Source organism: Acidovorax sp., from assembly GCF_046339755.1.
GTDB lineage: Bacteria > Pseudomonadota > Gammaproteobacteria > Burkholderiales > Burkholderiaceae_C > Acidovorax.
Map to the genome: position 1 here is coordinate 13,245 of NZ_JBKDTZ010000347.1, position 24,601 is coordinate 37,845.

Consider the following 24,601-nt stretch of genomic DNA (forward strand, 5'->3'; position numbering starts at 1 on the left):
CTTCACTCTGCCTTGATGCCTGCGGTCTTCACGATCTGCGCATAGCGCCCATACTCCGCAGCCACCTGGCGCTGAAACTGCTGCTGCGGCGCACCCGTGGCGTCGATGCCCTGCGCGGACAGCTCGGCGCGCGCAGCCGGCGTCTGCACGATGCGCGCCGCGTCGGCGGCAATAGTGTCGAGCACGGGCTGCGGAGTGTTCGCCGGCGCGAACAGGCCGAACCAGGTGCCCGAGCTGTAGCCGTGGTAGGTTTCGCCCACCGTGGGCACCTCGGGCAGCAGCGTGTTGCGCTTTTCGCCCGTGGTGGCCAGGGCCACCACGCGGCCGCTGCGGATGTGCGGCAGCGCCGGGCCCAACGCCACGAACATCACCTCCACCTGGCCGGCCACCACGTCCTGCAGGCCCAGCGGGCCGCCGCGGTAGGGGATGTGGGTGGCGAAAAAGCCCGCCTGCTGCTTGAGCAGCTCCATGCTGAACTGCAGCGCGCTGCCATTGCCGGCCGAGGCATAGCTGTAGCGGCCCGGTTCGGCCTTGGCGGCGCGCACGAAGTCTGCGAGGCTGCGGAACCCCGTCTTGGCGTTGGCCACGAGCACGAAGTCCACATGGCCGAGCGACACCACGGGCACCAGGTCGCGCTGGGCGTTGTAGGGCAGGTTGTGCTGCAGGTTGGGCAGGATGGTGATGGGCCCGTCGCCGCCCACCAGCAGGCTGTGCCCGTCAGGTTGGGACTTGGCCAGCGCATCGGCGGCGACGATGCCGCCGGCCGCGCCGCGGTTGTCCACCACCACGGGCTGCTTCCACTGTTCGGCCAGGCGCTGCGAGAGGTAGCGCGCCAGCACATCGGGTGCGCTGCCGGGCGAGTTGTGCACGGTCAGGCGCACGGTCTTGGTGGGAAAGGGCGCGGCCGGCGATGGCTGCTGGGCCGACGCGGCGAGGGCCAGGCAGGCGGTGGCAAGGGCCACGGCGAGGGTTTTGAGGGAAGCTGCAGCGCGCATGGCCGGTTCGCAAAGGAGTCGAGGAAGGCCGCGATTCTGGGGACGCTTCTGCAAAACGGGAACGATCCTTTTTTCAGATCGTTAGCTGCAAAAGATCTAAGAGCGAGGCGTCAGGGTCAGGAATGGCGCGGCCCCGCCGGCTGCAGCAGCACCAGCAGCGCACCCGCGCCGCCATCGACGGGCCGGGCCTGCACGAAGGCCAGCACCTCGTTCTTCTGCACCAGCCAGCGCTGCACCCGGCCCTTGAGCACGGGGCTCTTGCCCGGGGAGCCCAGGCCCTTGCCGTGCACCACGCGCACGCAGCGCAGCCCGGTCTTGTGCGACTGGCGGATGAACTGGCCCAGGGCTTCGCGCGCCTCGTCCACGCGCAGGCCGTGCAGATCCAGTTGGCCCTGGATGGCCCAGTACCCCGAGCGCAACCGCTGCGTGACCTGCACGCCGATGCCGTGGCGGCGGTAGCTCAGCGCTTCGTCGGTGTCCAGCAGGGTGCTCACGTCGAAATCGTCGCTGATGGATTCGAGCAGCACGCGCTCCTCGTCCAGCCAGTGCTGCAGCGGCAGCGGCTGGGGCGGGCGGCGCTGCAGGCGCGCCAGGTTGCGCACGCGCAGCGGGGTAATGGGGCCTACGCTGCGGCTGAACAGCTGTTGCTCGGCTTCCGCCCGGGCGGCGGCCTCGCGCCGGGCTTTTTCCTCGGCCTGTTCGCGCTCGTGCTGCTCGCGCAGCTGGCGGGCCACGGTGGCCAGTTCCTGCAGGTCGGTGATGCGCTGGCTGGCAGGTCGTGGGGCGGGGGGGGCGCGCCGCGGAGGCTTGGCTGTTGCGGGTGCTGCAGGCGCTGCGGCGGGTGGCCGGGGGGCGAGGGCCGGGCGTGCCGCAGCCAGCCAGGCGGCGGCGGATGCCCGCCGTGCCGAGCGCGTGGGCGTTGGTGGTACCGGCGCGGGCAGCGCCGCTGCCAGATTGGGGGGCAGTGCGTCCTTGCCGGCGGCACGGGCCAGGGCCGACTGCAGGGCGGTCGGCGCCGGGGGAGGCGGTGGCGGCGCGGGAGGACGGGCCGGCGGAGCGGGGCTGGTCACAGCAGCCCCTTCTCGGCCATCGACAGGGCCTGCCCAGGGGCTACGATGACATGGTCGAGCACGCGCACGTCGATCAGCGCCAGCGTGGTCTTGAGCGTCTGGGTCAGCGCCTCGTCGGCGCGGCTGGGCTGCACGCTGCCGCTGGGGTGGTTGTTGGCCAGCACCACGACCGCGGCCTGGTGGTGCAGGGCGCGCAGCACCACCTCGCGCGGGTAGACGCTGGCCTGGGTCAGCGTGCCACGGAACAGTTCTTCGAGCGCCAAGAGGCGGTTCTGGTTGTCCAGAAAGAGCACGGCGAACACCTCGTGCCCTTTGGCCGCCAGGTGCAGCTGCAGGTAGTGCTTGACGGTGTCGGGCGAGTCGAACACCTCGCGCTCGCGCAACTGCTGGGCCAGGGCGCGGCGTGCCAGCTCCAGCACGGCCACCAGTTCGGCGCGCTTGGCGGGGCCGAGGCCCTTGATTCGGATGAGATCATCCGCACTGGCGTGCAGGAGGCCAGCGATGCCGCCAAAACCGCCCGTGAGCTTGCCGGTGGCGGCATCGAGCGCCGGTGGGTCGAGCAGCTCCTGCGCCATCTGCAGCACGCCTTTGCCCACGATGCCGGTGCGCAGCAGGATGGCCAGCAGCTCCGCGTCGGCCAGCGCGGCAGGGCCGCGCGCGAGCAGTTTTTCGCGCGGCTGGGCGTCCGGGGGGAGGTCTTTGATGGCCATGGCGTGCAGAGGGTTAGGGGGCTCTCGGGCACCCAGCCATGGGGGATTGCCCGTTTTTCTACAATAGGGGCCAGTTTATCGGGACTTTCATGACCTCTACCGCCACAGCCCTTCCCACCGTACAGCCGGGCTCCTTTCTCACGCTGCACTATCGCCTGGCAGGTCCGGCGGGGGATGTGATCAACACCTTTGCCGACAAACCGGCCACGCTGTCGCTGGGCACGGGCGAGCTGTCGCCCGCCATGGAGCAGCATTTGCTGGGCCTGGTGGAAGGCACGCGCGCCACCTTCGAGCTGCCTGCGGGTGCGGCCTTCGGCGAGCGCAACCCCGACATGCAGCAGTGGGTGGCGAAAAAGCTGCTCAGCGACCTGGGCAGTGCCGACGAGCAATACAGCCCCGGCGACGTGGTGCAGTTCCCCACCCCCGACGGCATGGGAAGCTATGCCGGTGCGGTGATGCAGGTGCGCGAGGACGGTGCCGTGCGCTTTGACTTCAACCACCCGCTGGCCGGCCAGCCCGTCACCTTCGAAGTGCACGTGATCGGAATCCTCTGATGCAGACTCCCCAGGAAATCCTGCTGGCCGAGCCGCGCGGCTTTTGCGCCGGCGTGGACCGCGCCATCGAGATCGTCGAACGTGCGCTGCAGAAGTTCGGCCGCCCGATCTACGTGCGCCACGAGATCGTGCACAACACCTACGTGGTCAACGACCTTAAGGCCAAGGGCGCCATCTTCATCGAAGAATTGTCTGACGTGCCGCCGGGCGCGACCCTGGTCTTCAGCGCCCATGGCGTGAGCAAGGCCGTGCAGGAGGAGGCCGTGGCGCGCGGCTTCTCCATCTTCGACGCGACCTGCCCGCTGGTGAGCAAGGTGCACGTCGAAGTGGCCAAGCTGGCCAAGGAAGGCTACGAGTTCATCATGATCGGCCACAAGGGCCACCCCGAGGTGGAAGGCACCATGGGCCAGCTCGACCACGGCATCCACCTGGTGGAAGACGTGGCCGATGTGGCCCGTGTGCAGCCCGGGCAGACAAGCAAGCTTGCCGTGGTCACGCAGACCACGCTGAGCGTGGACGACGCGGCCGAGATCTCGGCCGCCGTGCGCGCGCGCTTCCCGCAGGTGCGTGAGCCCAAGCACCAGGACATCTGCTATGCCACGCAGAACCGGCAGGATGCCGTCAAGGTGCTGAGCCCCCAGGTGGACCTGGTCATCGTGGTCGGCAGTCCTACCAGCTCCAACAGCAACCGCCTGCGCGAGCTGGCCGCCAAGCTGGGCACTACCGCCTACATGGTGGACAGTGCCGAAGAACTGCAGGCCGAGTGGTTCACCGGTGTGGCGCGCGTGGGCCTCACGGCCGGTGCCTCGGCGCCCGAGATCCTGGTCCGGCAGGTCATCGACCGCATCAAGGCGCTGGGGGCGGTATCGGTGCGCAGCATGAACGGCATCGAGGAAACCATCAAGTTCCCGCTGCCCAAGGGCCTCAAGATCGACGCCGCCACCGGCTTCGAGATCAAGGAGCGCCAGCCCGAGACAGGGCCGGCTGGACATTGAACCCAGATAAGTAGGCGCTCACAGCGCCACGGCGGGCCCGCTCCAGAGGTCGAGCGGCGGGTCGGCCGCCACCGCGCGCAGGATGTCGGTGCGCGAAATGAAGCCCGTGAGGCGGCCCGCCTCGTCTGCCACCGGCAGGCCGGGCAGCCCGGTTTCCAGCAACACGGCCGCCACGCGGCGCAGTTCCGTATCCGCCGCTACGGCGGGCACCGGGCTCACCATGACCTCCGAGACAGGCCGGCGTGCCAGATCGATGGCTTGCTTCACGGCACCGGGCTCGGGCAGCAGGTCCAGCGGCGCCATGTCGGCGCGCAGCAGCAGGCCCACCACGCGGCCTTGTGCATCCACCACCGGTGCCTGCGCCACATGGTGTTCGGCCAGCGTCTGCCAGGCGTCGTTGACCAGGGCGCCGGGCTGCACGGTCAGGGCCTCCTGCGTCATCACGTCGCTCACCAGGGTCAGGGGCTTGCGCGCCTGCGTCGGGCCTTGTTCGGTCTGGGCGTAGGCGCTCACGGCGTCCTGCAGGCGCAGGTTCACTGGCTGCACCGTGCTGCTGCCGGGCTGGGGCAGCACCTCGGGCTGCGCCTGCTCGTCCAGCGAGCGGGTGCGCAGGGCCTGCGGCCGCTGCACGCGCCGCACCGGCGCGATGCTGGCCAGGTTTTCCGCCCCGCCGCGGTACATCTGCCCCGAAGGGCCGAATACGAAGAACATGCCTGCAACCTCCTCTGTGGCGGCCTGCCCCCTGCAGTCGCCCTTGGCCATGTTATCGGCAGAAAAAAGGCCGGGGCACAGGCCAGGGTGTATCCGTGTGTGCCATAAGCGGGCCGTCCCGGGCATCTACACTCACCAGCTGTCCTGAACCGGGCCTTCCTGGCCCCGCACTCCCATGATTGACCGCGCCGCCATTTCCGCCGCCCGCGCCCAGCTGGCTTCCCGCCCCGACTTCCTGCGCACCACACCATTGCTGCGCCTGAGTGGCCGATCCCTGGGCGTGGACTGCGCCGAGGTCTGGCTCAAGCTCGAACACCTGCAGGTGGGCGGCAGTTTCAAGGCGCGCGGCATGCTGTACCGCCTGCTGGCCAACCCCGTGCCCGAGAGCGGCGCCATCATCGCCTCCGGCGGCAACGCCGGCATCGCCGTGGCGGCCGCAGCCCAGGCCCTGGGCGTGCGCTGCGAGGTGTACGTGCCCGAGGTCTCGCCCGAGGCCAAGCGCGCCCGCCTGCGCTCCCTGGGGGCCGACGTGGTCGTCACCGGCGCGGTGTATTCCGAGGCCTTCGAGGCCTGCGTGGCGCGCCAGAAGACCACGGGCGCCCTGCAGGCCCATGCCTACGACCAGCCCGAGGTGGTGGCCGGCGCCGGTACCCTGGCCGCCGAGATCGAGGAGCAGGGCGGCCGCCTTCCCGACAGCGTGCTCGTCAGCGTGGGCGGCGGTGGCCTGATCGGCGGCGTGGCCGCCTGGGTGGAAAGCCGCGCCCATGTGGTGGCGCTGGAGCCCGAACGCGCCCCCACACTGCACGCCGCCCGTGCCGCCGGCATGCCGGTGGACGTGGAAGTCGGCGGCATCGCTGCCGATTCGCTGGGCGCGCGCCGCATCGGCGCCATCGGCTGGGAGGTGAGCCAGCGCCATGTGCATGAATCGCTGCTCTTGCCCGACGAGGCCATCCGCTCGGCCCAGCAGTGGCTGTGGAAGGAGCTCAAGCTGGCTGTGGAACCGGCCGCTGCACTGGGCCTCGCTGCGTTGCAGACCGGCGCCTACAAGCCACAACCCCAGGAAACCGTCGCGATGATTCTCTGCGGCGCCAATTTCGATCCTGCAGGCCTTGCCTGAAGCGGCATGGCTCCGCACCTCTAAAATCGCACCATGCTAGACATTCTTCTTCTCCGCAAAGACCTCGACACCGCCATCGCACGCCTGGAGACCCGCAAAAAACCCCAGGCCTTCCTGGACGTGGCCGCCTTCCAGGGCCTGGAATCCGAGCGCAAGACCCTGCAGTCGCGCACCGAAGAGCTGCAATCGCAGCGCAACCAGCTCTCCAAGCAGGTCGGCATGCTGATCAGCCGCGGCGAGAAGGACGCTGCCGAGGCCGCCAAGGCCCAGGTCACCGCCATGAAGGCGGAGCTGGAGCAATCGGCCGCGCGCCTGGAGCAGATCCAGGCCGAACTGCAGGCCATCCTCGTGGCCGTGCCCAACCTGCCGCACGAGAGCGTGCCTGTGGGCTCCGATGAATCGGGCAACGTCGAGGTGCGCCGCTGGGGCACACCCGGCACCTATGCCGTCGAGGTCAAGGACCATGTGGACGTGGGCACGCCCCTGGGCCTGGTTGTCGACATGGGCGTCAAGCTCTCGGGCTCGCGCTTCACGGTGATGAAGGGCCAGATCGCCCGCCTTCACCGCGCGCTGTCGCAGTTCATGCTGGATGTGCAGACCCAGGAGCATGGCTACACCGAGTGCTACGTGCCCTACGCCGTCAACGCCGACTCGCTCAAGGGCACGGGCCAACTGCCCAAGTTCGAAGGCGACCTGTTCGCCGCCAAGAAGGGCGGTCAGGACGGCGAGCCTGTGCCCGACAACGCGGCGCTGTACCTCATTCCCACCAGCGAAGTGCCGCTGACCAACTTCGTGCGCGACGTGATCGTGGCCGAGGCCGAGCTGCCCATCAAGCTCACGGCCCACACGCCGTGTTTCCGCTCCGACGCGGGCAGCTACGGCCGCGACACGCGCGGCATGATCCGCCAGCACCAGTTCGACAAGGTCGAGATGGTGCAGATCGTGCACCCCGACAAGAGCTACGAAGCGCTCGAGGAAATGACCGCCCACGCCGAGGCCGTGCTGCAAAAGCTCGGCCTGCCCTACCGTGTGATGAGCCTGTGCACCGGCGATATGGGTTTCGGCGCCGCCAAGACCTACGACCTTGAGGTCTGGCTGCCCGCGCAGAACACCTACCGCGAAATCAGTTCGGTGAGCAACTGCGAGGCCTTCCAGTCGCGCCGCCTGCAGGCCCGCTTCAAGAATGCCCAGGGCAAGAACGAGCTGCTGCACACCCTGAACGGCTCCGGCCTGGCCGTGGGCCGCACCCTGGTGGCGGTGCTGGAAAACTACCAGCAGGCCGACGGCAGCGTGACCGTGCCCGAAGTGCTGCGCCCCTACCTGGGCGGCCTGGCCGTGCTGGCCCCGCAAGCCTGAAGCACCGCGGGAGCTCCATCGACCAACGGGCCTTCGGGCCCGTTTTTCATGGCCCCGCACCTTGCCGAACGCGCGCCAGCAGCTTTTTGCGCGTTGTGGTGCAATGCGTTCCGACAGCGCGCCAGGCCCGCACAAACCCCAGAGTGCGCGTCGCCTCCCTACCATCTTCTCAGGATCGATCTTCCATGACCTACCCCATGCACACCTCCAGCATCCCCGTGTTCCGCCAGATGCTGGGCGCCCTGAAGGACGTGCTCGCCAAGACCGAAGCCCACGCCACCGCGCGCAAGATCGAACCCGATGCGCTGCTGCAGGCCCGCCTCTACCCCGACATGTTCCCCATGGCCCGCCAGGTGCTCATCGCCTGCGACTTCGCCAAGGGCGTGTGCGCCCGCCTGGCCGGCGTCGAGGTGCCCTCGTTCCCCGACGGCGAGCGCCCCAGCTTCGCCGACCTGAACGAACGCATCGACACCGTGCTGGCTTTCATCGAGGGCTTGCCCGCCGAGAACTTTGCCGACGCCGCCACGCGCCAGATCACCCTGCAGCCCGGCACCCCGCGCGAAAAGCAGTTCGTGGGCCAGGCCTACCTGCTGCACTACGGCCTGCCGCAGTTCTTCTTCCACGTGACGACCACCTATGCGCTGGCGCGCCACAACGGGGTGGAACTGGGCAAGAAGGACTACATGGGCAAGGCCTGAATCTCAATGCACGCCGCGCTCGTTGCAGAGCGCAAAAAAAGCCTGCTATAATCGCAGGCTTCGACACATAGGAGAGGTGGCAGAGTGGTCGAATGTACCTGACTCGAAATCAGGCGTAGTGGCAACACTACCGTGGGTTCGAATCCCACCCTCTCCGCCACTGACAAAGCCCCGATGCTATTTAAACCATAGCTCGGGGCTTTTTCTTTTGCCGGGCTGCTCGCGACGGGGCTGGCCTGCCAGTTGGCCCGTGGGCGGTGGCTATGCCTTCACTGTCTAGAGCCAGCCCACGGGCCAGCGTTGCACGGTGGCGAAGGGCACAGGAACACTGTCAGCGGACTCCCCGTCCGTGCTGCTCGAGTGCGCGCAACTGCCCAACGAGCGCAACACCCTGGGCGGCGTCATCAGCGGCGTGCCACTGGAAACTCAGTGGTATTGGCCAATGGGCGGGAAGATCTGCCGCCCACCGCCGACGGCGGCTTCACCTTCACCACTCCGTTGGCCGCAGGTTCTGCCTATGCCGTCATGGTCAAGACCCAATCACGGGGCACTGGCTGCGTGGTGCGCAATGGCACGGGCGTAATCGGCGCCGCCTCTGTGGACACAGTTGCGGTGCGGTGTGCGGTCCTGGGATCCTTGGCAGTTGGCTTGTGGGAGCAGGACCAGTGCGTCCCCGGCCCGGACTGCACTGGCCTGAAGAACGGTTGGAGCCTATCGCAGGCCTCACCCAAATGGGTGTGGGCGAACAGTTGTGACACCCGACACAGACGCATCGCCGCGGCTCGGCAAAGATTGGAGCAGCCCCACCCTTGCGTGCGGACCTTACCGCACCGCCGCACTGCTGCGAGCGCGACACGGGTGGCTGTCTTTTTTATCTTTTGAACCGAGAGGGTTTCGACCATGCCAGTGACGACCACCACCCCGCCCCACGTGCCCAGCCCTTCTCGCGGTCTCGCCAGCAGCAACGGCACCGCCGCAGCGGACGCGTGCCTGCAGCCCGGTAGCGCTGGCGGCACTGCCACTGCGTGAAAGACAGATATCCCAATCAAGGCGATTCATGACACAACATGCACCCCAAAAGCGAATGCAACGCATCGGCCTTTTAGCCGTATTGATTGTTCCCATGCTCTCCGCATGCGGAGGCGGTTCCGACAGTTCGGTCGAAACGCCTGCCCCACCACCCGCTTCTTCGGCCACCTTGTCCCTTCTTGCTGGTTATCCGCTCAGTGAAGGCAATCAGGACGGCCCCACAAGCACGACCGCGAGCTTCAGCACGAACGTGGGAGGAATGGCCTTGACCAGTTCGGGGGAAGTGGTCATCGCAGATACCAACAATCACCTGATACGTAAGCTCAGCGCCAATGGCGAGCAAGTCAGTACCTTGGCCGGAGGCTGGGTTCCTTCGGGTGCCACTCCTGGCACCCCATCCAGTTATTCGGACGGCAACGGCCAGAGCGCGCGGTTCTACCGCCCCGCTGCGGTTGCAGTGGACGCAGCAGGAAACACCTATGTGGCCGAGACCGCGAACCACCTGGTGCGCAAGATCAGCGCAGCAGGACTCGTGACCACCCTGGCTGGCCGGGCAGGGGCATGTGGTAACCAGGATGGTGCGGGCAACGGAGCCACCCTGTGCAACCCCAGCAGCATCGCCGTAGACAAGACAGGTACGGTCTATGTGTCAGAAGCTTTTCTCCCTGGTCCAACTCAAACAGGGCGAATCCGCAAGATCACTGCGGATGGTGCAGTGAGCACCATCGCCAGCCAAACCAGAGGACGGAACCCACTCCTCGCCACGGATTCTGCGGGGACTCTCTACGCAGCAGATGCCGGACTGATCCTCAAGTACTCGGCAAACGGCCTGGCCACTGCGGTGTCGGGCACCGAAGGGCAGCTCGGCAAAACCATCGTGGCCATGACCTTCGACTCGGCTGATCGCCTGATTGTGCTGGACAAGGAGGTGATCTCCGAACTTATGCTCGGCCCCCCGTCCATACGGTATGTACGGCTTGGCATTCGCCATGTCGGCAGCGATGGACGTGTCACGACCCTGGTCAGCGCCCCATCCGACTGCCACAATTACAGCGGTCGCAGCAACGATGACCTGTGTCAGGCCATTACCATGGTGGCCAAAGCCGATGGCCAATTCCTGGTGGCCGAAGGCATCGGCGGCAGCAGTACCTCCTATAAATACGTGCAGTTGCGCAGCTACACACAGCAGGGCAAGTACACGGTTGTCGCAGGCCCGGTTTCTCCCACAGGGGCCAAAGATGGGCAAGGCGATGCCGCGCGCTTTGACCAGCCTTCGGCGCTGGCCTTCGATCCATCGGGCATGCTGTATGTGCGCGACAAGGGCAGCGACACCATCCGCACTGTGCAAGCAGACGGTCTGGTAGGCACCCTGGGCCGGCCCGGAGGGCGGTGCACTTCGATCACAGGTCTGGGCAAGGAATTTCTTCCAAGTGGAATTGCCACAGTCCCCGGATCGGCCTTGGCCGCTGACGGAGCAGGCAACCTTTACACCTACATTGATTCCCGCATTCTGAAGTTGCGCAATTGCGAGGCCGTGCTTCTGGCGGATGTGAATCCATTGCTGATTGTGGATCCATCGACGGGCACGGGCAGACCCGCCGTCAACCCCATCACCGGCATTGCTGCGGACAGCACAGGCAACGTCTATGCGTCCTCCTACCAAGGAGTCATTTTCAAAATAGATACCAAAGGGACAGCCACATTGTTCGCAGGCAGCGAAGCCCAGTGGGGGCACAGGGATGGTCAAGGCCAAGCCGCAAGATTTTCGTGGCTGGGCAACATGACCACCGATGCAGCCGGTAACCTCTATGTGGTCGATAGTCTGAATAACTTCAAGAGCTTGGGTCCAACCATCCGCAAGATCACTCCGTCTGGGCTCGTCAGCACTTTGGCAGGTAACCCTGATGCCCCCCCCGGCCATGCCGATGGCCTTGGTTCAGCGGCACTGTTCTCGGTTGATTGGCCAGAGGAGCCAAAGACCGCCAGCCTCGCGGCGGACAACAAAGGCAACGTGTATGTCTCCGACCCTGCCAACAGTGTGATCCGCAAGATCACTCCTGACGGCCAGGTCAGCACCCCCGTGGGACAGGTGGGACGCCGGGGATTTGCAGCAGTGGACCTGCCAGGCAGCATCGGCCGCCCCGCCGGCATTGCAATCCGTGATTCCAGGCTCTACATCTCCGTCCCCCATGGGGTGCTCCAGGTCAGGCTTCCTGATTGATCCGAGGAAACCGAATCGCCTCGATGGCTTCCTTCATGGGAGCCAGCGAGTGCCCCCCGGAGTACGGTCCGTAGGTGATGCGTGGCTTCTCATGGCCCAGCTCGGTCGCCATACGTGTTGAAGCTCAGGTCGGATAGGATGCATCGCCCTTTTGTCGGATGGCGGGGTTGGGTGAAAAGATGCATCCTTGGGTTGCTGTACGTGACGCATGCGCGGGCGGTTCTGCGCTGCTTGGGTTCGGGCCGCCCGCCTGCATGCTGGCTTGTGCAAGAATTTGTAGTTGCCGATACGTTTCACTTCACCGTTTCTTTCCCCCCGCAAAGGATGTGCTCATGATCTCCCTCCGGAATTCCGCTCTCGCACTGGCCGTCGCCATGGCTGGTCTGGCTGCAGCACCCGCGCATGCGGCAGACCCTGCCGTGTTCGACGCGGCCACGGGCCGCCTGCGCTTTCCCATCCTGCAGATCGACGGCAACCTGAAGTTCCGCGACGTGGTGATCCAGCTGGTCTCGCCCGGCCAGCTGCGCCTCAACGATGCCAGCGTGGGGGCGGAGATCAGCTTTACCTCGGCGGGCAATGTGCTGCGCATTCCGCAACTGAACTTCGGCGGCACCCTCTACCCCGCCGTCAGCCTGACCAGCCCCGGCTTTACGCTGGTGAGCTTCGGTGATGTCGTGATCGATGCAGGCTCGCCCAGCAACGCCACCCTGGACATCCGCGTGACGGCCCAGGGTACCCCCGTGCCCCTGATCACGATCAACAACGTGCCCAAGCCCACCAACCAGGCCGCGTTCTGCAACGATCCGGCGCTGCAGCAGACGGTGCTGGAAAACGCCGGCGCTGCGCAGGCCACCTGGACCATGTCGACCTGCACCTTCAGCGGCAACACCGGCCGCATGACGGGTACGCTGACCATCACCACGCCCGTGGCGGCCGCCATCCCTATCGTCGCGAACTTCACCTACCGCTGATCGGCCGGTTCAGTGCGGCTGGGCCTCGATGTGGCCCGGCGCATCCACCTGCACCGTGGCATGGCCGATGGCGTGTTCCCGGCGCAGGTAGCCGGCCACCTGTGCCGGCAGGGCCAGCGGGTCGGTGCCCGGTGCCGGCGCCACATGCACCGTGGCTACGGTGCTCTCGTCCGTCAGGGTCCAGGCATGGAAGTGGCCCACCTCGGCCACGCCGGGCAGGGCGCGGATGCCTGCCGCCGCTGCCGCCAGGTCCAGCCCCTTGGGCGCGGCCTGCAGCAGCACCACCAGCGCATCCGACACCAGCCCCCAGGCCGAGCGCACCACCAGCACGGCCACCAGCACCGAGAGCAGCGGGTCGAGCACCGTCCAGCCTGTGGCCATGATGCCGATGGCCGTCGCGATGGCGCCCACCGAGCCGAGCAGATCCCCGACCACATGCAGCAGGGCGCCGCGCAGGTTGCCGTCGTTGCGCTCGCCACGCATGAGGATCCAGGCCCCGATCAGGTTCACCACCAGCCCAATGGCCGCGACGATGAGCATGGGCCCGGCCAGCACTTCCGAAGGCGTGCGAAAGCGCTGCACCGCCTCCCAGGCGATCCAGGCCACGAGCAGCAGCAGGGATGCCCCGTTGGCCAGCGCCGCCAGCACCCGCACGCGGTGAAAACCGTAGGTGCGGCGCAGGTCCGGCGGGCGCCGTGCCCCGCGGTACGCAATCAATGCCAGCAGCAGTGCCGCCGCATCGGAGACCATGTGCCCGGCGTCGGCGATCAAGGCCAGCGACCCCGACAGCGCGCCGCCCACGGCCTGCACCGCGGCGTAGCCAGCGGTCATCAGAAAGACCAGGCGGATGCGCCTTTCGTTGGATGCAGTAACCGAAGGGGCGTGGCTGTGCCCCGCGCCTTCCGGGTGCTCGTGGCTCCCATGGTCGTGGGTGTCGTCAGGGGCGTGGGTATGTGTCCGGGCTTGGGCAGGCTCGTTGTACCCGTGGTCAAGCATAGGCCGGGGAAACCTAGAGATTCCCGGCAGAGGCCGCGATGCGCTGGCTGTAGGTCACATAGACACTGCAGCTTTGGACCGTCGCGAGGCTCAATCCATACAACTCAATGGTGGTTTTTCCTGACGACCAGGACGCGTTCTCGGACATTGAGCTCCGGTCCGTAGTGATGGCGGGGCCGTATTTGGATACCAGAGCCTCTCGCACTTCACCGATCAAACGGCGGCAGTCGCTTTCGTTTTTGGACGCGGTGACGTTCAAAAGAACCTGCTCCAGCCGGTCTTCCAGCAAGTAGAAACTGGCATTGAAGTTTTCGCCGACGATGGGAACTGACGGAATCCGAAATTGCAAGGTGGCGCCGCTCTTGGTTCTTTCCTTGGCAGATGGCTCATTCACCTTCCCATCAGGGTAGCTGCGCTTGATGGTTTCCAGCGATGCCCCGGCTTCTACCTTGCCCCACAGGGGTTCCGCAAAGACACCATGCGACGCCAACAGTGCAAGAACCAGTACAGCAGGTTTTTTCATGGGATATCTTTCTCCAAGATTGGGCGTGTGATTCCAAGTGCTGGGCATCCTGCAAGGATGCAACAGCCGTACCGTTGCATCCTATCAAGCCTTTGCCACCGCAGCGCCTCAATCCACGGCGATGCATGAGCGCTGGACTTGCCCGCAAAGGGGTCGGACAAGACAGCGCAGGGCCAGTAGTACTCTGCTGTGATGCTGAGCCCGCACCTCTTCATGCGCCTCGCCCGGCGGCCTCCGCGGCCTGCACCAGCGCCTTGCGCAAGGCCTTGGCGAAGCGCGGGTCGGTCACCGCGCCCACGTTGAAGCGCGACCAGCGCGAGGTCGCTGCGAAGTCCACCGAGAAGATGCGCCCCGGCGCCATGACGATCTGGCGCGGCAGCATCTGCTGCGCAAAGGCCAGCGAGTCCTGCACCCCCGGCAGGGCCACCCACTGGTACAGCGACTGCGGGTTGCGCGTGAAGACCTCGGCGCCCACGGCGTCGAAGATCTGCGTGGCACTCTGCGTGGCCGCGGACAGGCGGTTGCGCAGGCGCTGGATGTGGCGCTGGTAGTGGCCTTCGCTCAGGATCACGTCCACCGTGCGCTCGGCGTACTCCGAGCTGCTCACGTGGATCAGCGCCTTCAGGTCAGCGATGTCGCTGGCCAGGTCGGCCCCGCAGGCGATGTACCCCACGCGCAGCGCGGCCGAGAACGACTTGGAGAAGCTGCCGATGTAGATCGTGCGCTCGAGCTGGTCCAGCGCGGACAGGCGCGGTGCGCCGGTGGGCTTGAAGTCGGCCAGCGGGTCGTTCTCCACGATCATCAGGTCGTACTTCTGCGCCAGCTGCAGCACGCGGTAGGCCTTGGCGGCCGTGAGGTCCGAGCCCGTGGGGTTGTGCGCGACGGACTGGGTGAAGAACAGCCGTGGCTTGTGCACGATGAGCAGCTGCTCCAGCGCATCAAGGTCCGGCCCGTCGGCCAGGCGCGGCACGCCCACGATGTGCGCACCCGCCAGCTTGAGCTTGCCGAACAGCGGGTAGTAGCCCGGGTCGTCCACCAGCACCGGCGCCCCGGGCGGCACGAAGTAGCGTATCACCGTGTCCATGGCCTCGTTGGCGCCGTGGGTGAGCACGATCTGCCGCGGCTCGGTGCCGATGCCCAGATCGGCGAGCTTGCGCACCAGGTGGTGGCGCAGCGGCTCGTAGCCAAAGCGGTTGCCATAGCGGAACAGCGCGCCCAGGCCGGTGCGCACCACCTTGTGGTGGAACTTGTCCAGGCGCACATCGGCCAGCCATTCCACGGGCGGAAAGCCGTCACCCACCGCCAGCGCGCCGGGTCCGGACTTGAGCTGCTCGCGCATCAGCCAGACGATGTCCATCGCGCGGCCGAGCGAGCCGGCCTCTTCCTCCTGGGCGCAGGCCTTGGGATGAGCGCGCACGAAATAGCCTGAGCCCCGGCGCGGCTCGATCAGCCCGCGCGCCACCAGCATCTCGAAGGCCGCGACGATGGTGTTCTTGGCATAGCCGTGCAACTGCGCCAGCTCGCGCAGCGAGGGCAGCTTGTCGCCTGCCTGGTAGGCGCCGTCGCGGATCTGACGGTCGATGGAATCGGCCAGGGTGAGGGTCAGCGAGGCGGTCTTGGGCGCGGCTTTCATGGGGGTTTCAAAGCGGTTGGGCCACTATGACACAGCCCATGTGTACCCGGACAGATGGCGCAACTGTCCCTGAAAACTGTACCCATTGACGCTGGTACAGATGGCCTAGAGTCCGCCCCATCGCCCAACGACTTACATCCCGAGGACAACCCCAAATGGTCGCCGACTCCCGCCTTCCCCAGTTCCGTGCACTCAGCCCCGCCCAGCGCTTCGACCACGTGGTGCGGGCTGCGGGGCTGACCGCCGACGAGGCCGCGCTGCTGGCGCAGCCCGGCGCGCTGGGCGTGGAGCGGGCCAACGGGATGATCGAGAACGTCATCGGCACCTTCGAGCTGCCCTTTGCCGTGGCCGGCAACTTCCAGGTCAATGGCCGCGAGGTGCTGGTGCCCATGGCGGTGGAAGAGCCCTCGGTGGTGGCCGCCGCTTCGTACATGGCCAAGCTGGCGCGCGAATGCGGGGGCTTCCAGGCATCGAGCACCGGGCCGCTGATGCGCGCCCAGGTGCAGGTGATCGGTCTGGCCGATCCCTATGGCGCGCGCCAGGCCCTGCTGCTGCAGCGCGAGGCCATCCTGGCTGTGGCCAACAGCCGCGACAAGGTGCTGATCGGCCTGGGCGGCGGCTGCCGCGACATCGAGGTGCACGTGTTCGACGACGCGCCGCGCGGCGCCATGGTGGTCATGCACCTCATCGTGGATGTGCGCGATGCCATGGGCGCCAACACCGTCAACACCATGGCCGAGGCCGTCTCGCCGCTGGTCGAGCAGATCACCGGCGGCACGGTGCGCCTGCGCATCCTGACCAACCTGGCCGACCTGCGCCTGGCCCGGGCGCGGGTGCGGCTCACGCCCGAGGTGATGGCCACGGCCGAGCACAGCGGCGAGCGCATCATCGATGGCATCGTCGATGCCTGCGATTTCGCGGTGATCGACCCCTACCGCGCGGCCACGCACAACAAGGGCATCATGAACGGTATCGACCCCGTCATCGTCGCCACCGGCAACGACTGGCGCGCGGTGGAGGCCGGTGCCCATGCCTACGCTTGCCGGGGAGGGCGCTACACATCGCTCACGCGCTGGGAGAAGGATGCCAGTGGCGCCCTGGTCGGCAGCATCGAGATGCCCATGCCCGTGGGTCTGGTGGGCGGCGCCACCAAGACCCATCCGCTGGCGCGCCTGGCGCTGCGCATCCTGGGCGTGCAGTCGGCGCAGGAGCTGGGCGAGGTGGCCGTGGCCGTGGGCCTGGCGCAGAACCTGGGCGCCCTGCGTGCGCTCTCCACCGAAGGCATCCAGCGCGGCCACATGGCCTTGCACGCCCGCAACATCGCGCTGGGGGCCGGCGCCACGGGAGACGAAATCGACCGCATCGCCAAAAGCATGGCGCAGGAGCACGACGTGCGCGTGGACCGCGCGCTCGCGCTGCTCGCAGAAATCAGAGGCTGACAGAGACGGCCGGCAGGCCCGCGACAGGGCCGCCTTTTTTCAACGACAACGACAGGAGACAAGACCATGAAGCTGAACACACGCATCCCCTCCCTGCTCCGGCCGCTGATCGCGGCCGCCGCGCTGGCGCTCGGCCTGTCCGCGGCCCAGGCGCAGGACATCCGCTTTGGCTTCAATGCCGACCAGTCGGGCACCGGCGCGGCCGAGCTGGGCGTGGCCGCGCGCCACGGCTTCGACCTGGCCATCGAGGATATCAACAAGGCCGGCGGGCTGCTGGGGCGCAAGGTCGTGGGCATCGTGCGCGACGACACGGGCCAGCCCCCGAAGTCCATCCAGAACATGACCGAGCTGATCGACAGCGAGAAGGTGGCCGCCGTGGTCGGGCCCACCAACTCGGGCAACGCCCTGGCCTGGCTGCACATTCCGCAGCAAAAGAAGGTGCCCGTGATCGTGCCCGTGGCCACGGCCACCGACATCACCAAGCGCTATGCCAACGAGGCGCAGAACTACATCTACCGCGTCTCCATGGTCGACCGCGAGCAGGTGGCGCTGCTGATCGCCTACGCCGTCAAGGCCACCAAGAACCAGAAGATCGCCTTCATAGCCGACTCCACAGGCTTTGGCCAGCAGGGCGTGAAGGACCTGACTGAGGTGCTGGCCCTGCACGGCGCCAAGGCCGTGGCGGTGGAGAAGTTCGGCCCCAAGGACACGGACATGACCTCGCAGCTGGCCAAGATCCGCGATGCCGGGGCCGACACGCTCATCGTCTACGGCCTGGCCGACGCCAATGCCCAGCTGCTGCGCAGTATGGAGAAGATCAACTACATGCCCACCACGCTGGGCACTTGGGGCAACATGAGCACGCCGCTGCTCAACACGGCGGGCAAGAAGCTGGCCGAGCACATCATCTTCGCCACCTCCACGGCCGAGGACAGCAACCCGCGCGCCGTGGCGCTGGCCGCGCGCGTGCGCGAGCGCTACCCGCAGCTGCCCACCTTCGTGGCGGCCGCGCAGTCGTACGATTCGGTGATGCTGCTGGCCGCCGCCGTGAAGAAGGCCGGCAGCACCGATGGCGAGAAGCTCGCCGCCACGCTGGAGAACGGTGTACCCGACACCCAGGGCGTGGTCAAGCTCTACCAGAAGCCCTTTGCCAAGGGCGACCACGAGGCGCTGTCGGTGGCCGACTTCCACCTGGCCCGCTGGCGCGATGGCAAGGTGTCGGCCTATGAGGACGCCATCACCAAGGCGCTGACGCCGGCCGACTACAAGAAATAAGCCCGCAGCGCGGCAAGCCCGGAGACGGCACCCCATGACCAACGTACTGCAGGCCTTGCTGAGCGGCCTGGCCCTTGGCGGAATCTACGCGCTAGTCGCCTTGGGTTTCAGCATCACCCACACCACGACCAAGACGCTCAACTTCGGCCAGGGCGAGTTCCTGGTAGCGGGCTCCTTCATCGCGGTGGCCACCTTGCTGCTGCTCTCGGGCAAGGGCCACACCGGTGTGCTGGCTGCGGCGGATGTGACCTTTGCCCGCTATGGCCTGGCCCTGCTGGCCTCGCTCGTGGTGCTGGCGCTGCTGGGCGTGGTGCTCTACTTCACGGCGGTGCGGCCCTTCGTGGGCGCCACCGGCATGGCATGGGTCATGAGCACCATCGGCTTCGGCATCATCGTGCAGAACACCGCGCTGGCCATCTGGGGCCCGGGCTCCATGGCCATGCCCTCGCCGCTGGGCGACGAAGTGATCCGCATCGCCGGGGCCGGTGTGCGTGCTCAGGAGATCCTGGTGCTTTGCGTCACGGCCGTGGTCATGCTGGCGCTGGACTACGTGCTGCGCCGCACCAAGGTCGGCAAGGCCGTGCGTGCAGTGGCGGTGAACAAGCAGGCCGCGGCCCTCATGGGCATCAACGTGGGTGCCATGGTGGTGCTGGCCTTCGTCATATCGTCCAGCCTGGCCGGGTTGGCCGGCCTGTTGATCGCGCCCATCACCACGGCCTCGGTCTTCATGGGCCTGGCCATCGCGCTCAAGGCGTTTTCGTCGGCCATCGTGGGCGGGCTCACCAACCCGCGCGGCTGCATCGCGGGCGGCTTCCTGCTGGGCTGCATCGAGGCGCTGGTGGGGCTGTGGCGTGCCGAGCTGCGCGAGATCACGGTCTTTGCGCTCATCATCCTGGTGCTGGTGGTCAAGCCCGAAGGGCTGTTCGGCCAGAAGCCTTTCGAGAAGGTGTGAGCACAGCATGCGCACCCATACCCTTGCGTTCATCGCAGCCGCTGCGGCGGCCGTGCTGGTCCCCCTGGCGATCGGCAACGATTTCTACCTCAAGATCATCTTCACGGCGGGCATGTACTACCTGGCCGCCGCCGGCCTGAACGTGCTGGTGGGGTGGAGCGGGCAGAAGTCCCTGGGCCACGCCGGCCTGTTCGCCGCAGGGGCCTACACGGCAGCCCTGCTCACGGCCCAGGCGGGGTGGAACCCCTGGCTCGCACTCTTGGCGGCGGCCGTGGTGGCCGGGCTCTTTGGCGTGCTGATCGCGCTGCCCTCGCTGCGTGTCAAGGGGCCTTCGTTGGCCATGGTGACCATCGGCTTCGGCATCGTGGTCGAGAAGATCGTGACCGAGTGGCAGGTGCCCTTTGGTGGCCAGCAGGGCATCTACGGCATCGTGCCGCCCTCCATCGGCGGGCACATGCTGGACATGCGCGGCTGGGCCTGGCTGGTGCTGGCCTTTGCGCTGGCCACGCACCTGGTGCTGCGCACCCTGCTCGGGGGCAAGTACGGCCGGGCGTTCCAGGCCGTGCAGGCCGCCGAGGTAGCGGCCGAGAGCGTGGGCATCGACGTCTACCGCACCAAGGTGCTGGCCTTTGTCATCAGCGCCGTCACCTGCGGCGTGGCCGGGGCCCTGGTGGCGCAGCAGAATCAGTACATCAATTCGGACTTCATCAGCTTCAACCTGTCGATCTTCCTGCTGCTCATCGTGCTGTTCGGCGGACCTTCGGTGATGGGGCCGGCCGTGGGCGCCATCGTGCTCACGCTGCTCGATGCCTTCCTCGCGCGCTGGCCGGGGCTGCAGCACTTCACCTACGGTGCGCTGCTGCTGTTCGCGCTCTATGCCATGCCGCAGGGCCTGGCGGGGGCACTGCAGCGGTTGGGGCGGCGCCTCTGGCCGCGGCTGCACCAGGCGCAGCCACTGCCGGTGGTGCAGGGGGAATGGCAGCCGCGCCAGGCGCCGGGCGCCGAGGCCGCAGGCGTGATGCTCCAGGCCCAGGGCCTGTACAAGGCCTATGGCGGCGTGGTGCCGACCAACGAGGTCAGCCTGTCGCTGCGCGCGGGCCATGTGCATGCGCTGATCGGCCCCAACGGCGCTGGCAAGACCACGCTGCTCAACATCCTGTCGGGCATCGTGGCGCCGGACCGGGGCAGCATCGAATTTGCCGGACAGGGCATCGCCCGCGTACGCGCCAGCCAGATCTGCCGGCTGGGTATAGGCCGCACCTTCCAGAACCTGCGCTTGTTTGCCCACATGAGCGTGATCGACAACGTGTTGGCCGGCCTGCACCCGCACCTGCGCGTGGGCTTCTGGGCCAGCCTGCTCGGCCTGCCATCGGCGCGCCGCGAGGAGCGCCAGGCGCGCGAGGAGGCGGTGCGCCTGTTGCAGTTCGTGGGCATGCTGGACCGCGCCCATGACGAGGCCGGCAGCCTGCCCTATGGCCTGCAGCGCCGGCTGGAACTGGCCCGCGCGCTGGCCACGCAGCCACGCCTGCTGCTGCTCGACGAACCGGCCGCCGGCCTGAACCCTCAGGAGACGCAGGCGCTGACGGAGCTGATCCGGCGCATTGGCGCCAAAGGCATCACCGTGCTGCTGATCGAGCACCACATGGACCTGGTGATGGCCGTGTCCGACCATGTGGTGGTGCTCGACTACGGCGCCAAGATCGCCGAGGGCGCGCCTGCCGCCGTGCAGGCGGACCCCAAGGTCATTGCCGCCTACCTGGGCGTGGATGACGAGGAGGAGAACGCCGCCGCCACACCACACCCTGTCCCTGCCTGAGGCGTTGTCCATGCTCCAAATCGAAGAACTCGCAGTGAACTACGGCGCCATCCAGGCCCTGAAGGGCGTGAGCCTCACGGTGGCGGCCGGGGAGGTGGTGACCCTCATCGGTGGCAACGGTGCCGGCAAGAGCACGCTGATGAAGGCCATCTCGGGCCTGGAGCCCTGTGCCGGCGGGCGCATCGTGTTCGACGGCCAGGACCTGGCGCGCACGCCGGCGCACCGGCGCGTGGCCCTGGGCATTGCCCAGTCACCCGAGGGGCGCCAGGTGTTCCCGGACCAGAGCGTGCGTGACAACCTGCTCCTGGGTGCCTACCTGCGGCCGGCGGGGGATCCCTCGGTCGAAGCCGACCTTGAAGAGCAGTTCACCACCTTCCCGCGCCTGCGCGAGCGCCAGCACCAGATGGCCGGCACCCTGAGCGGCGGCGAGCAGCAGATGCTGGCCATCGGCCGCGCGCTGATGGCGCGCCCGCGCCTGCTGCTGCTCGACGAGCCCTCGCTGGGCCTGGCGCCGCTGATCGTCAAGGAAATTTTCGGCGTCATCCGCGCGCTCAAACAGCGCGGCATCACCATCCTGCTGGTGGAGCAGATGGCCAACCAGGCGCTCAAGGTGGCGGACCGGGCCTATGTGCTCAAGACCGGGGAGATCGCTTCGTCGGGCCCGGCGCGGGCGCTGCTGGAGGACCCGGCCGTGCGCGAGGCCTACCTGGGCAAGCACTGACCGGGCTGCTGGCGTGCCCAAGGGCGGCAGTCCTACAGACCAATGCGCGCTTGGAGAGGAGGGAAAACCCGGGGGCAAAAATACGATGGAGCCAGACACAACAGACCTCGCGGTCGAAAGGCTCCCATGAAAACTTGGTACAAGCTGTCGCTGGGTAACGATGCCCAGGCCTTCGAGCCCACCCAGCGCATCCAGCAGATGTTCATGTCGCAGTTTCTGATCTCGCCTGCCGGATCGAAACGTGCCCTTTTCTCGTGCTACGACAAGCAGGCAGACAAGCTGTGGCTGTTCTTCTCGCCCGCCGCGCAGGACATTGCCTTGCGCGTGTATGCCGAGCCTTGCGAGCCGCCCACCGCCCTCGACTGCATCGGCCTGCTGGCCGGTGAGGGCGATGCCCTGGCCGACCCTTTGAAGGTGGAAGACGAAGCACTGGCCTGACCGGCGCCCAAAGGTTGTGCCGGCTCATTCTGCAGGTACATCGCCCTGCGGCAGCACCAGCCTGAATTCCGCGCCCTTTCCCTCATCGCTTTCCACCTCGATGCTGCCGCCATGGCGCTGCACCACGGTGCGCACCAGGGCCAGCCCCAGCCCCACGCCGGCAATGCCGGGGTGGCTGCGGTCATGCAGCCGCTGGAACGGGGCGAACAGCTTGTCCTGCAGGGCCGGTGCAATGCCCGGACCCTCGTCGCGCACGGCAATCACCCATTGGCCCGCCCGTGCCGCCAGGGTGCAGTGCACGGTAGCGCCGCGCGGGCTGTACTTGATGGCGTTGTTCACCACATTGGCCAGTGCCCGGCACAGCAGCGAGCGGTCACCTGTGAACGGCGCCGAATCCGGCGCACCGGCCACCACGACCTGCACGTCCGCATCCCGCGCCGGCACCCAGGTTTCGTCCACCGTCTGGTGCAGCACGTCCGCCAGGTCCAGGGCCTCGCGCCGCATCGCCTGCGATTCGGCGCTGGCCAGCTGGATGAAATTCTCGGCCATGCCCAGCGAGGTTTTCGCATAGCGTGCGATGAGCTGCATGAGTTGCGCGTCCGACATGCGGCCCGGGTAGGCCTGGTGCATTTCCAGCAGCGTGAGGATGGAGGCGTTGGGCGCCCGGATGTCGTGCGAGATGAAGTGCATGGCCTCGTCGCGCTGCTGCAGCGCGCTGCGCATCTCTGTCAGGTCCACCAAGGTCACGAGCCAGCCCGACTGCGCCAGGTCGGTGAACTGCCGGCTTTGCACCAGCACGCTGCGGCCCTTGGCGTCGCGCCCTTCGCGGCGGGCCGGCAAGCTGCGGCTGGCCAGGCGTTCCGGGGTCACCAGCGGCTGTTCGGTGGCGATGTCGATCAGGTCGCCCAACACGTCAGTGATCTGGCGGCCCTGCAAGGGCCAGACCATGGGGTCGCCCTCGACCTCGGCCACGCCCAGCAGATGGCGCCGTGCGGCCGTGTTGGCCAGCAGGATGCGGCCCTCGGTGTCGCAGACCATGGTGGGCGAGGGCAGTTGCTGCAGGCTCTCGCTCACGAAATGGTGCATGTCGCGCAACTGGCGCGAGGCGTATTCCACGGCGTTGATGCGCCGCTCCAGGAAGTCGCCGCTGCTGGCGGCCGGGCCGCGCAGCGGGATCACCAGGCCCTGGCGCTGCAGGTTCTCCATCTGCAGCCTGAGGAACTGGGCCGCGGCACTCAATCGCCGCCAGCTCCACAGCGGGTAGGCCAGCACCAGCCCGATGAGGGCGGCGGCGGGCGCGAACTGCAGGCCGCTCCACACGGGCAGCAACACCGCCAGGGCCAGCGTCACGGCACCCAGTGCAATGCTGATGAGCAGGGCCGTGAAAGGGCCCAGCAGCAGGAGCGCCAGCAGGGCCAGCACCACCGGCAGCAGGTTGAAGGCCATGTTCAGGGCGGGCGCCGCCGTGTGGATGTGCACGCCTGCCAGGTCGGCATCCAGCACCTGGGCGATCACCTCCACCCCCGGCATCAGCCGCGACTCCTGGCCCACCGGGGTGGCGAACATGTCGCCCAGCCCGGCGGCCACGGAACCCACCAGCACGTATTTGCCGCGGAAGGCATCTGCCGGCACCTCGCCGCGCAGCACGTCGATGTAGGAGTAGGTGGTGAAGTGGCCCGGCCCGCCCGCGTAGGGGATCAGGCGGCGCCCGGCCCGCTCCCAGCGCGCGCCATCGGCCGGTGGGTCGCTCCAGCGCGCCGGTGGGCAGCCGCCGAGCGAGGGCGTGGCCACGCAGCGCATGGCGGTGCTGAAGTGCGGCCAGGGCGCACTGGCCGGCCCTTCGCGCACGTACAGGCTGCGCACCACGCCGTCCTCGTCCGCGGCCACGTGCACATGCCCCAGCCGGGCTGCAGCCTGCTCCAGCGCGGGAATCGGCCTGTCCGCGCCATCGCCTGGTTCGTACGGGCCATGGCGCTGCATCACCGGCAGCACCACGCGGCCGCTTCGTGCCAGGGCATCGGCGAGCAGCAGATCGTCCTCGGGGTAGTCGAGGTCTTCCTCGTTGAACAGCACATCCATGCCGATCACCAGCGGTTCCTGGCGCGACACGTTCTGGATCAGCTGGGCATGCAGGGCGCGCCGCCAGGGCCAGCGGCCGATCACGCCGATGCTGCGGTCGTCCACCGCAATCACGGCAATGTCCGGCTGCGGCGGGCGCGACACCAGGCGCAGCCCCGTGTCCTGCACCAGGTGGTTGGTGCGCGGCAGCGTGCCGGGCGTGCTGAGCCAGGCAACCAGGGCCAGCAGGCTCAGCGCGATGGCCGCCCATTCGATCCGCCGCTGCTGGTTGCGCGTGCGGGAGGGTTGCGTGGGCATAGGCC

Annotated in this window: 21 protein-coding genes and 1 tRNA gene; 14 read left to right on the plus strand and 8 right to left on the minus strand. The window is 67.5% G+C overall.

Annotation, left to right across the window (positions count from 1 at the left end; all coding sequences use genetic code 11):
- Positions 1–2: 2 nt before the first annotated feature.
- The 3 genes from ACK59X_RS30430 to radC form a co-directional block, all read right to left on the minus strand.
- Positions 3–962: a Bug family tripartite tricarboxylate transporter substrate binding protein gene (locus ACK59X_RS30430; RefSeq protein WP_409962516.1), complete on the minus strand. Its 960-nt coding sequence runs from the start codon at positions 960–962 to the stop codon at positions 3–5.
- Between the two features lie 149 nt (positions 963–1,111).
- Positions 1,112–1,756: a Smr/MutS family protein gene (locus ACK59X_RS30435; protein WP_409962572.1), complete on the minus strand. Its 645-nt coding sequence runs from the start codon at positions 1,754–1,756 to the stop codon at positions 1,112–1,114.
- 305 nt (positions 1,757–2,061) lie between these two features.
- Positions 2,062–2,775 carry a RadC family protein gene (radC, locus tag ACK59X_RS30440; RefSeq protein WP_409962518.1) on the minus strand — a complete coding sequence of 238 codons (714 nt, stop codon included), beginning with the start codon at positions 2,773–2,775 and terminating at the stop codon, positions 2,062–2,064.
- Between the two features lie 89 nt (positions 2,776–2,864).
- Between radC and ACK59X_RS30445 the strand changes: the two genes are divergently transcribed.
- Positions 2,865–3,329 (plus strand): peptidylprolyl isomerase, encoded by a 465-nt coding sequence (locus ACK59X_RS30445; protein WP_409962520.1) that lies wholly within the window; start codon positions 2,865–2,867, stop codon positions 3,327–3,329.
- On the plus strand, positions 3,329–4,324 hold the full coding sequence (gene ispH / locus ACK59X_RS30450; protein WP_409962522.1) for a 4-hydroxy-3-methylbut-2-enyl diphosphate reductase: 996 nt from the start codon (positions 3,329–3,331) through the stop codon (positions 4,322–4,324). Before ACK59X_RS30445 ends, ispH begins: the two co-directional genes overlap by 1 nt.
- An 18-nt stretch (positions 4,325–4,342) precedes the next feature.
- On the opposite strand, the gene ACK59X_RS30455 is transcribed toward ispH, so the two are convergent.
- Positions 4,343–5,035, minus strand: a complete 693-nt coding sequence (locus ACK59X_RS30455) for an HPP family protein (protein WP_409962524.1) — start codon at positions 5,033–5,035, stop codon at positions 4,343–4,345.
- Positions 5,036–5,210: 175 nt separating this feature from the next.
- On the opposite strand from ACK59X_RS30455, the gene ACK59X_RS30460 reads away from it, so the two are divergent.
- The 6 genes from ACK59X_RS30460 (at position 5,211) to ACK59X_RS30485 (ending at position 12,427) form a co-directional block, all read left to right on the plus strand.
- On the plus strand, positions 5,211–6,152 hold the full coding sequence (locus tag ACK59X_RS30460) for a threonine/serine dehydratase (RefSeq protein WP_409962526.1): 942 nt from the start codon (positions 5,211–5,213) through the stop codon (positions 6,150–6,152).
- A gap of 33 nt (positions 6,153–6,185) precedes the next feature.
- A complete protein-coding gene (serS, locus tag ACK59X_RS30465; RefSeq protein WP_409962528.1) occupies positions 6,186–7,508 on the plus strand; it encodes a serine--tRNA ligase in 1,323 nt (440 codons plus the stop codon).
- A 185-nt stretch (positions 7,509–7,693) separates the two neighbouring features.
- Positions 7,694–8,206 carry a DUF1993 family protein gene (locus tag ACK59X_RS30470; RefSeq protein ID WP_409962530.1) on the plus strand — a complete coding sequence of 171 codons (513 nt, stop codon included), beginning with the start codon at positions 7,694–7,696 and terminating at the stop codon, positions 8,204–8,206.
- 70 nt (positions 8,207–8,276) lie between these two features.
- Positions 8,277–8,366, plus strand: a tRNA-Ser gene (locus tag ACK59X_RS30475).
- 924 nt (positions 8,367–9,290) lie between these two features.
- Entirely contained in the window at positions 9,291–11,456 is a 2,166-nt protein-coding gene (locus tag ACK59X_RS30480; RefSeq protein WP_409962532.1) for a hypothetical protein, read from the plus strand.
- 332 nt (positions 11,457–11,788) lie between these two features.
- Positions 11,789–12,427, plus strand: a complete 639-nt coding sequence (locus ACK59X_RS30485) for a hypothetical protein (RefSeq protein ID WP_409962534.1) — start codon at positions 11,789–11,791, stop codon at positions 12,425–12,427.
- A 9-nt stretch (positions 12,428–12,436) separates the two neighbouring features.
- Here the strand turns inward: ACK59X_RS30485 and ACK59X_RS30490 are convergent, their stop codons facing one another.
- The 3 genes from ACK59X_RS30490 to ACK59X_RS30500 form a co-directional block, all read right to left on the minus strand.
- Positions 12,437–13,423 (minus strand): cation diffusion facilitator family transporter, encoded by a 987-nt coding sequence (locus tag ACK59X_RS30490; protein ID WP_409962536.1) that lies wholly within the window; start codon positions 13,421–13,423, stop codon positions 12,437–12,439.
- A 13-nt stretch (positions 13,424–13,436) separates the two neighbouring features.
- A complete protein-coding gene (locus ACK59X_RS30495; protein ID WP_409962538.1) occupies positions 13,437–13,946 on the minus strand; it encodes a hypothetical protein in 510 nt (169 codons plus the stop codon).
- Positions 13,947–14,157: 211 nt separating this feature from the next.
- Positions 14,158–15,579, minus strand: a complete 1,422-nt coding sequence (locus tag ACK59X_RS30500; RefSeq protein WP_409962540.1) for a PLP-dependent aminotransferase family protein — start codon at positions 15,577–15,579, stop codon at positions 14,158–14,160.
- 119 nt (positions 15,580–15,698) lie between these two features.
- Here ACK59X_RS30500 and ACK59X_RS30505 point away from each other — a divergent pair, with 119 nt between their 5' ends.
- The 6 genes from ACK59X_RS30505 (at position 15,699) to ACK59X_RS30530 (ending at position 22,220) form a co-directional block, all read left to right on the plus strand.
- The gene (locus ACK59X_RS30505; RefSeq protein WP_409962574.1) at positions 15,699–17,018 is read left to right on the plus strand and encodes a hydroxymethylglutaryl-CoA reductase, degradative; all 1,320 of its coding nucleotides are present in this window, start codon (positions 15,699–15,701) and stop codon (positions 17,016–17,018) included.
- A 66-nt stretch (positions 17,019–17,084) separates the two neighbouring features.
- Positions 17,085–18,293: an ABC transporter substrate-binding protein gene (locus ACK59X_RS30510; RefSeq protein ID WP_409962542.1), complete on the plus strand. Its 1,209-nt coding sequence runs from the start codon at positions 17,085–17,087 to the stop codon at positions 18,291–18,293.
- Positions 18,294–18,327: 34 nt separating this feature from the next.
- Positions 18,328–19,245 carry a branched-chain amino acid ABC transporter permease gene (locus tag ACK59X_RS30515; protein WP_409962544.1) on the plus strand — a complete coding sequence of 306 codons (918 nt, stop codon included), beginning with the start codon at positions 18,328–18,330 and terminating at the stop codon, positions 19,243–19,245.
- A gap of 7 nt (positions 19,246–19,252) precedes the next feature.
- Positions 19,253–21,061, plus strand: a complete 1,809-nt coding sequence (locus ACK59X_RS30520; protein ID WP_409962546.1) for an ABC transporter permease subunit — start codon at positions 19,253–19,255, stop codon at positions 21,059–21,061.
- Between the two features lie 10 nt (positions 21,062–21,071).
- Positions 21,072–21,782 (plus strand): ABC transporter ATP-binding protein, encoded by a 711-nt coding sequence (locus ACK59X_RS30525; RefSeq protein ID WP_409962548.1) that lies wholly within the window; start codon positions 21,072–21,074, stop codon positions 21,780–21,782.
- Positions 21,783–21,908: 126 nt separating this feature from the next.
- Positions 21,909–22,220, plus strand: coding sequence for a hypothetical protein (locus ACK59X_RS30530; RefSeq protein ID WP_409962550.1), 312 nt, complete (start codon positions 21,909–21,911; stop codon positions 22,218–22,220).
- A 24-nt stretch (positions 22,221–22,244) separates the two neighbouring features.
- On the opposite strand, the gene ACK59X_RS30535 is transcribed toward ACK59X_RS30530, so the two are convergent.
- On the minus strand, positions 22,245–24,596 hold the full coding sequence (locus ACK59X_RS30535) for a CHASE2 domain-containing protein (protein ID WP_409962552.1): 2,352 nt from the start codon (positions 24,594–24,596) through the stop codon (positions 22,245–22,247).
- Positions 24,597–24,601 lie beyond the last annotated feature (5 nt).

Bases quoted from the DNA above. Each gene is read 5' to 3' on its own strand.
- ACK59X_RS30445 (WP_409962520.1), top strand. From the start codon at position 2,865: ATGACCTCTACCGCCACAGCCCTTCCCACCGTACAGCCGGGCTCCTTT.
- serS (WP_409962528.1), top strand. From the start codon at position 6,186: ATGCTAGACATTCTTCTTCTCCGCAAAGACCTCGACACCGCCATCGCA.
- ACK59X_RS30535 (WP_409962552.1), bottom strand. From the start codon at position 24,596: ATGCCCACGCAACCCTCCCGCACGCGCAACCAGCAGCGGCGGATCGAA.
- ACK59X_RS30515 (WP_409962544.1), top strand. From the start codon at position 18,328: ATGACCAACGTACTGCAGGCCTTGCTGAGCGGCCTGGCCCTTGGCGGA.
- ACK59X_RS30520 (WP_409962546.1), top strand. From the start codon at position 19,253: ATGCGCACCCATACCCTTGCGTTCATCGCAGCCGCTGCGGCGGCCGTG.
- ACK59X_RS30530 (WP_409962550.1), top strand. From the start codon at position 21,909: ATGAAAACTTGGTACAAGCTGTCGCTGGGTAACGATGCCCAGGCCTTC.
- ACK59X_RS30470 (WP_409962530.1), top strand. From the start codon at position 7,694: ATGACCTACCCCATGCACACCTCCAGCATCCCCGTGTTCCGCCAGATG.
- ACK59X_RS30495 (WP_409962538.1), bottom strand. From the start codon at position 13,946: ATGAAAAAACCTGCTGTACTGGTTCTTGCACTGTTGGCGTCGCATGGT.
- ACK59X_RS30485 (WP_409962534.1), top strand. From the start codon at position 11,789: ATGATCTCCCTCCGGAATTCCGCTCTCGCACTGGCCGTCGCCATGGCT.
- ACK59X_RS30455 (WP_409962524.1), bottom strand. From the start codon at position 5,035: ATGTTCTTCGTATTCGGCCCTTCGGGGCAGATGTACCGCGGCGGGGCG.
- ispH (WP_409962522.1), top strand. From the start codon at position 3,329: ATGCAGACTCCCCAGGAAATCCTGCTGGCCGAGCCGCGCGGCTTTTGC.
- ACK59X_RS30490 (WP_409962536.1), bottom strand. From the start codon at position 13,423: ATGCTTGACCACGGGTACAACGAGCCTGCCCAAGCCCGGACACATACC.
- ACK59X_RS30480 (WP_409962532.1), top strand. From the start codon at position 9,291: ATGCAACGCATCGGCCTTTTAGCCGTATTGATTGTTCCCATGCTCTCC.
- radC (WP_409962518.1), bottom strand. From the start codon at position 2,775: ATGGCCATCAAAGACCTCCCCCCGGACGCCCAGCCGCGCGAAAAACTG.
- ACK59X_RS30510 (WP_409962542.1), top strand. From the start codon at position 17,085: ATGAAGCTGAACACACGCATCCCCTCCCTGCTCCGGCCGCTGATCGCG.
- ACK59X_RS30460 (WP_409962526.1), top strand. From the start codon at position 5,211: ATGATTGACCGCGCCGCCATTTCCGCCGCCCGCGCCCAGCTGGCTTCC.
- ACK59X_RS30500 (WP_409962540.1), bottom strand. From the start codon at position 15,579: ATGAAAGCCGCGCCCAAGACCGCCTCGCTGACCCTCACCCTGGCCGAT.
- ACK59X_RS30525 (WP_409962548.1), top strand. From the start codon at position 21,072: ATGCTCCAAATCGAAGAACTCGCAGTGAACTACGGCGCCATCCAGGCC.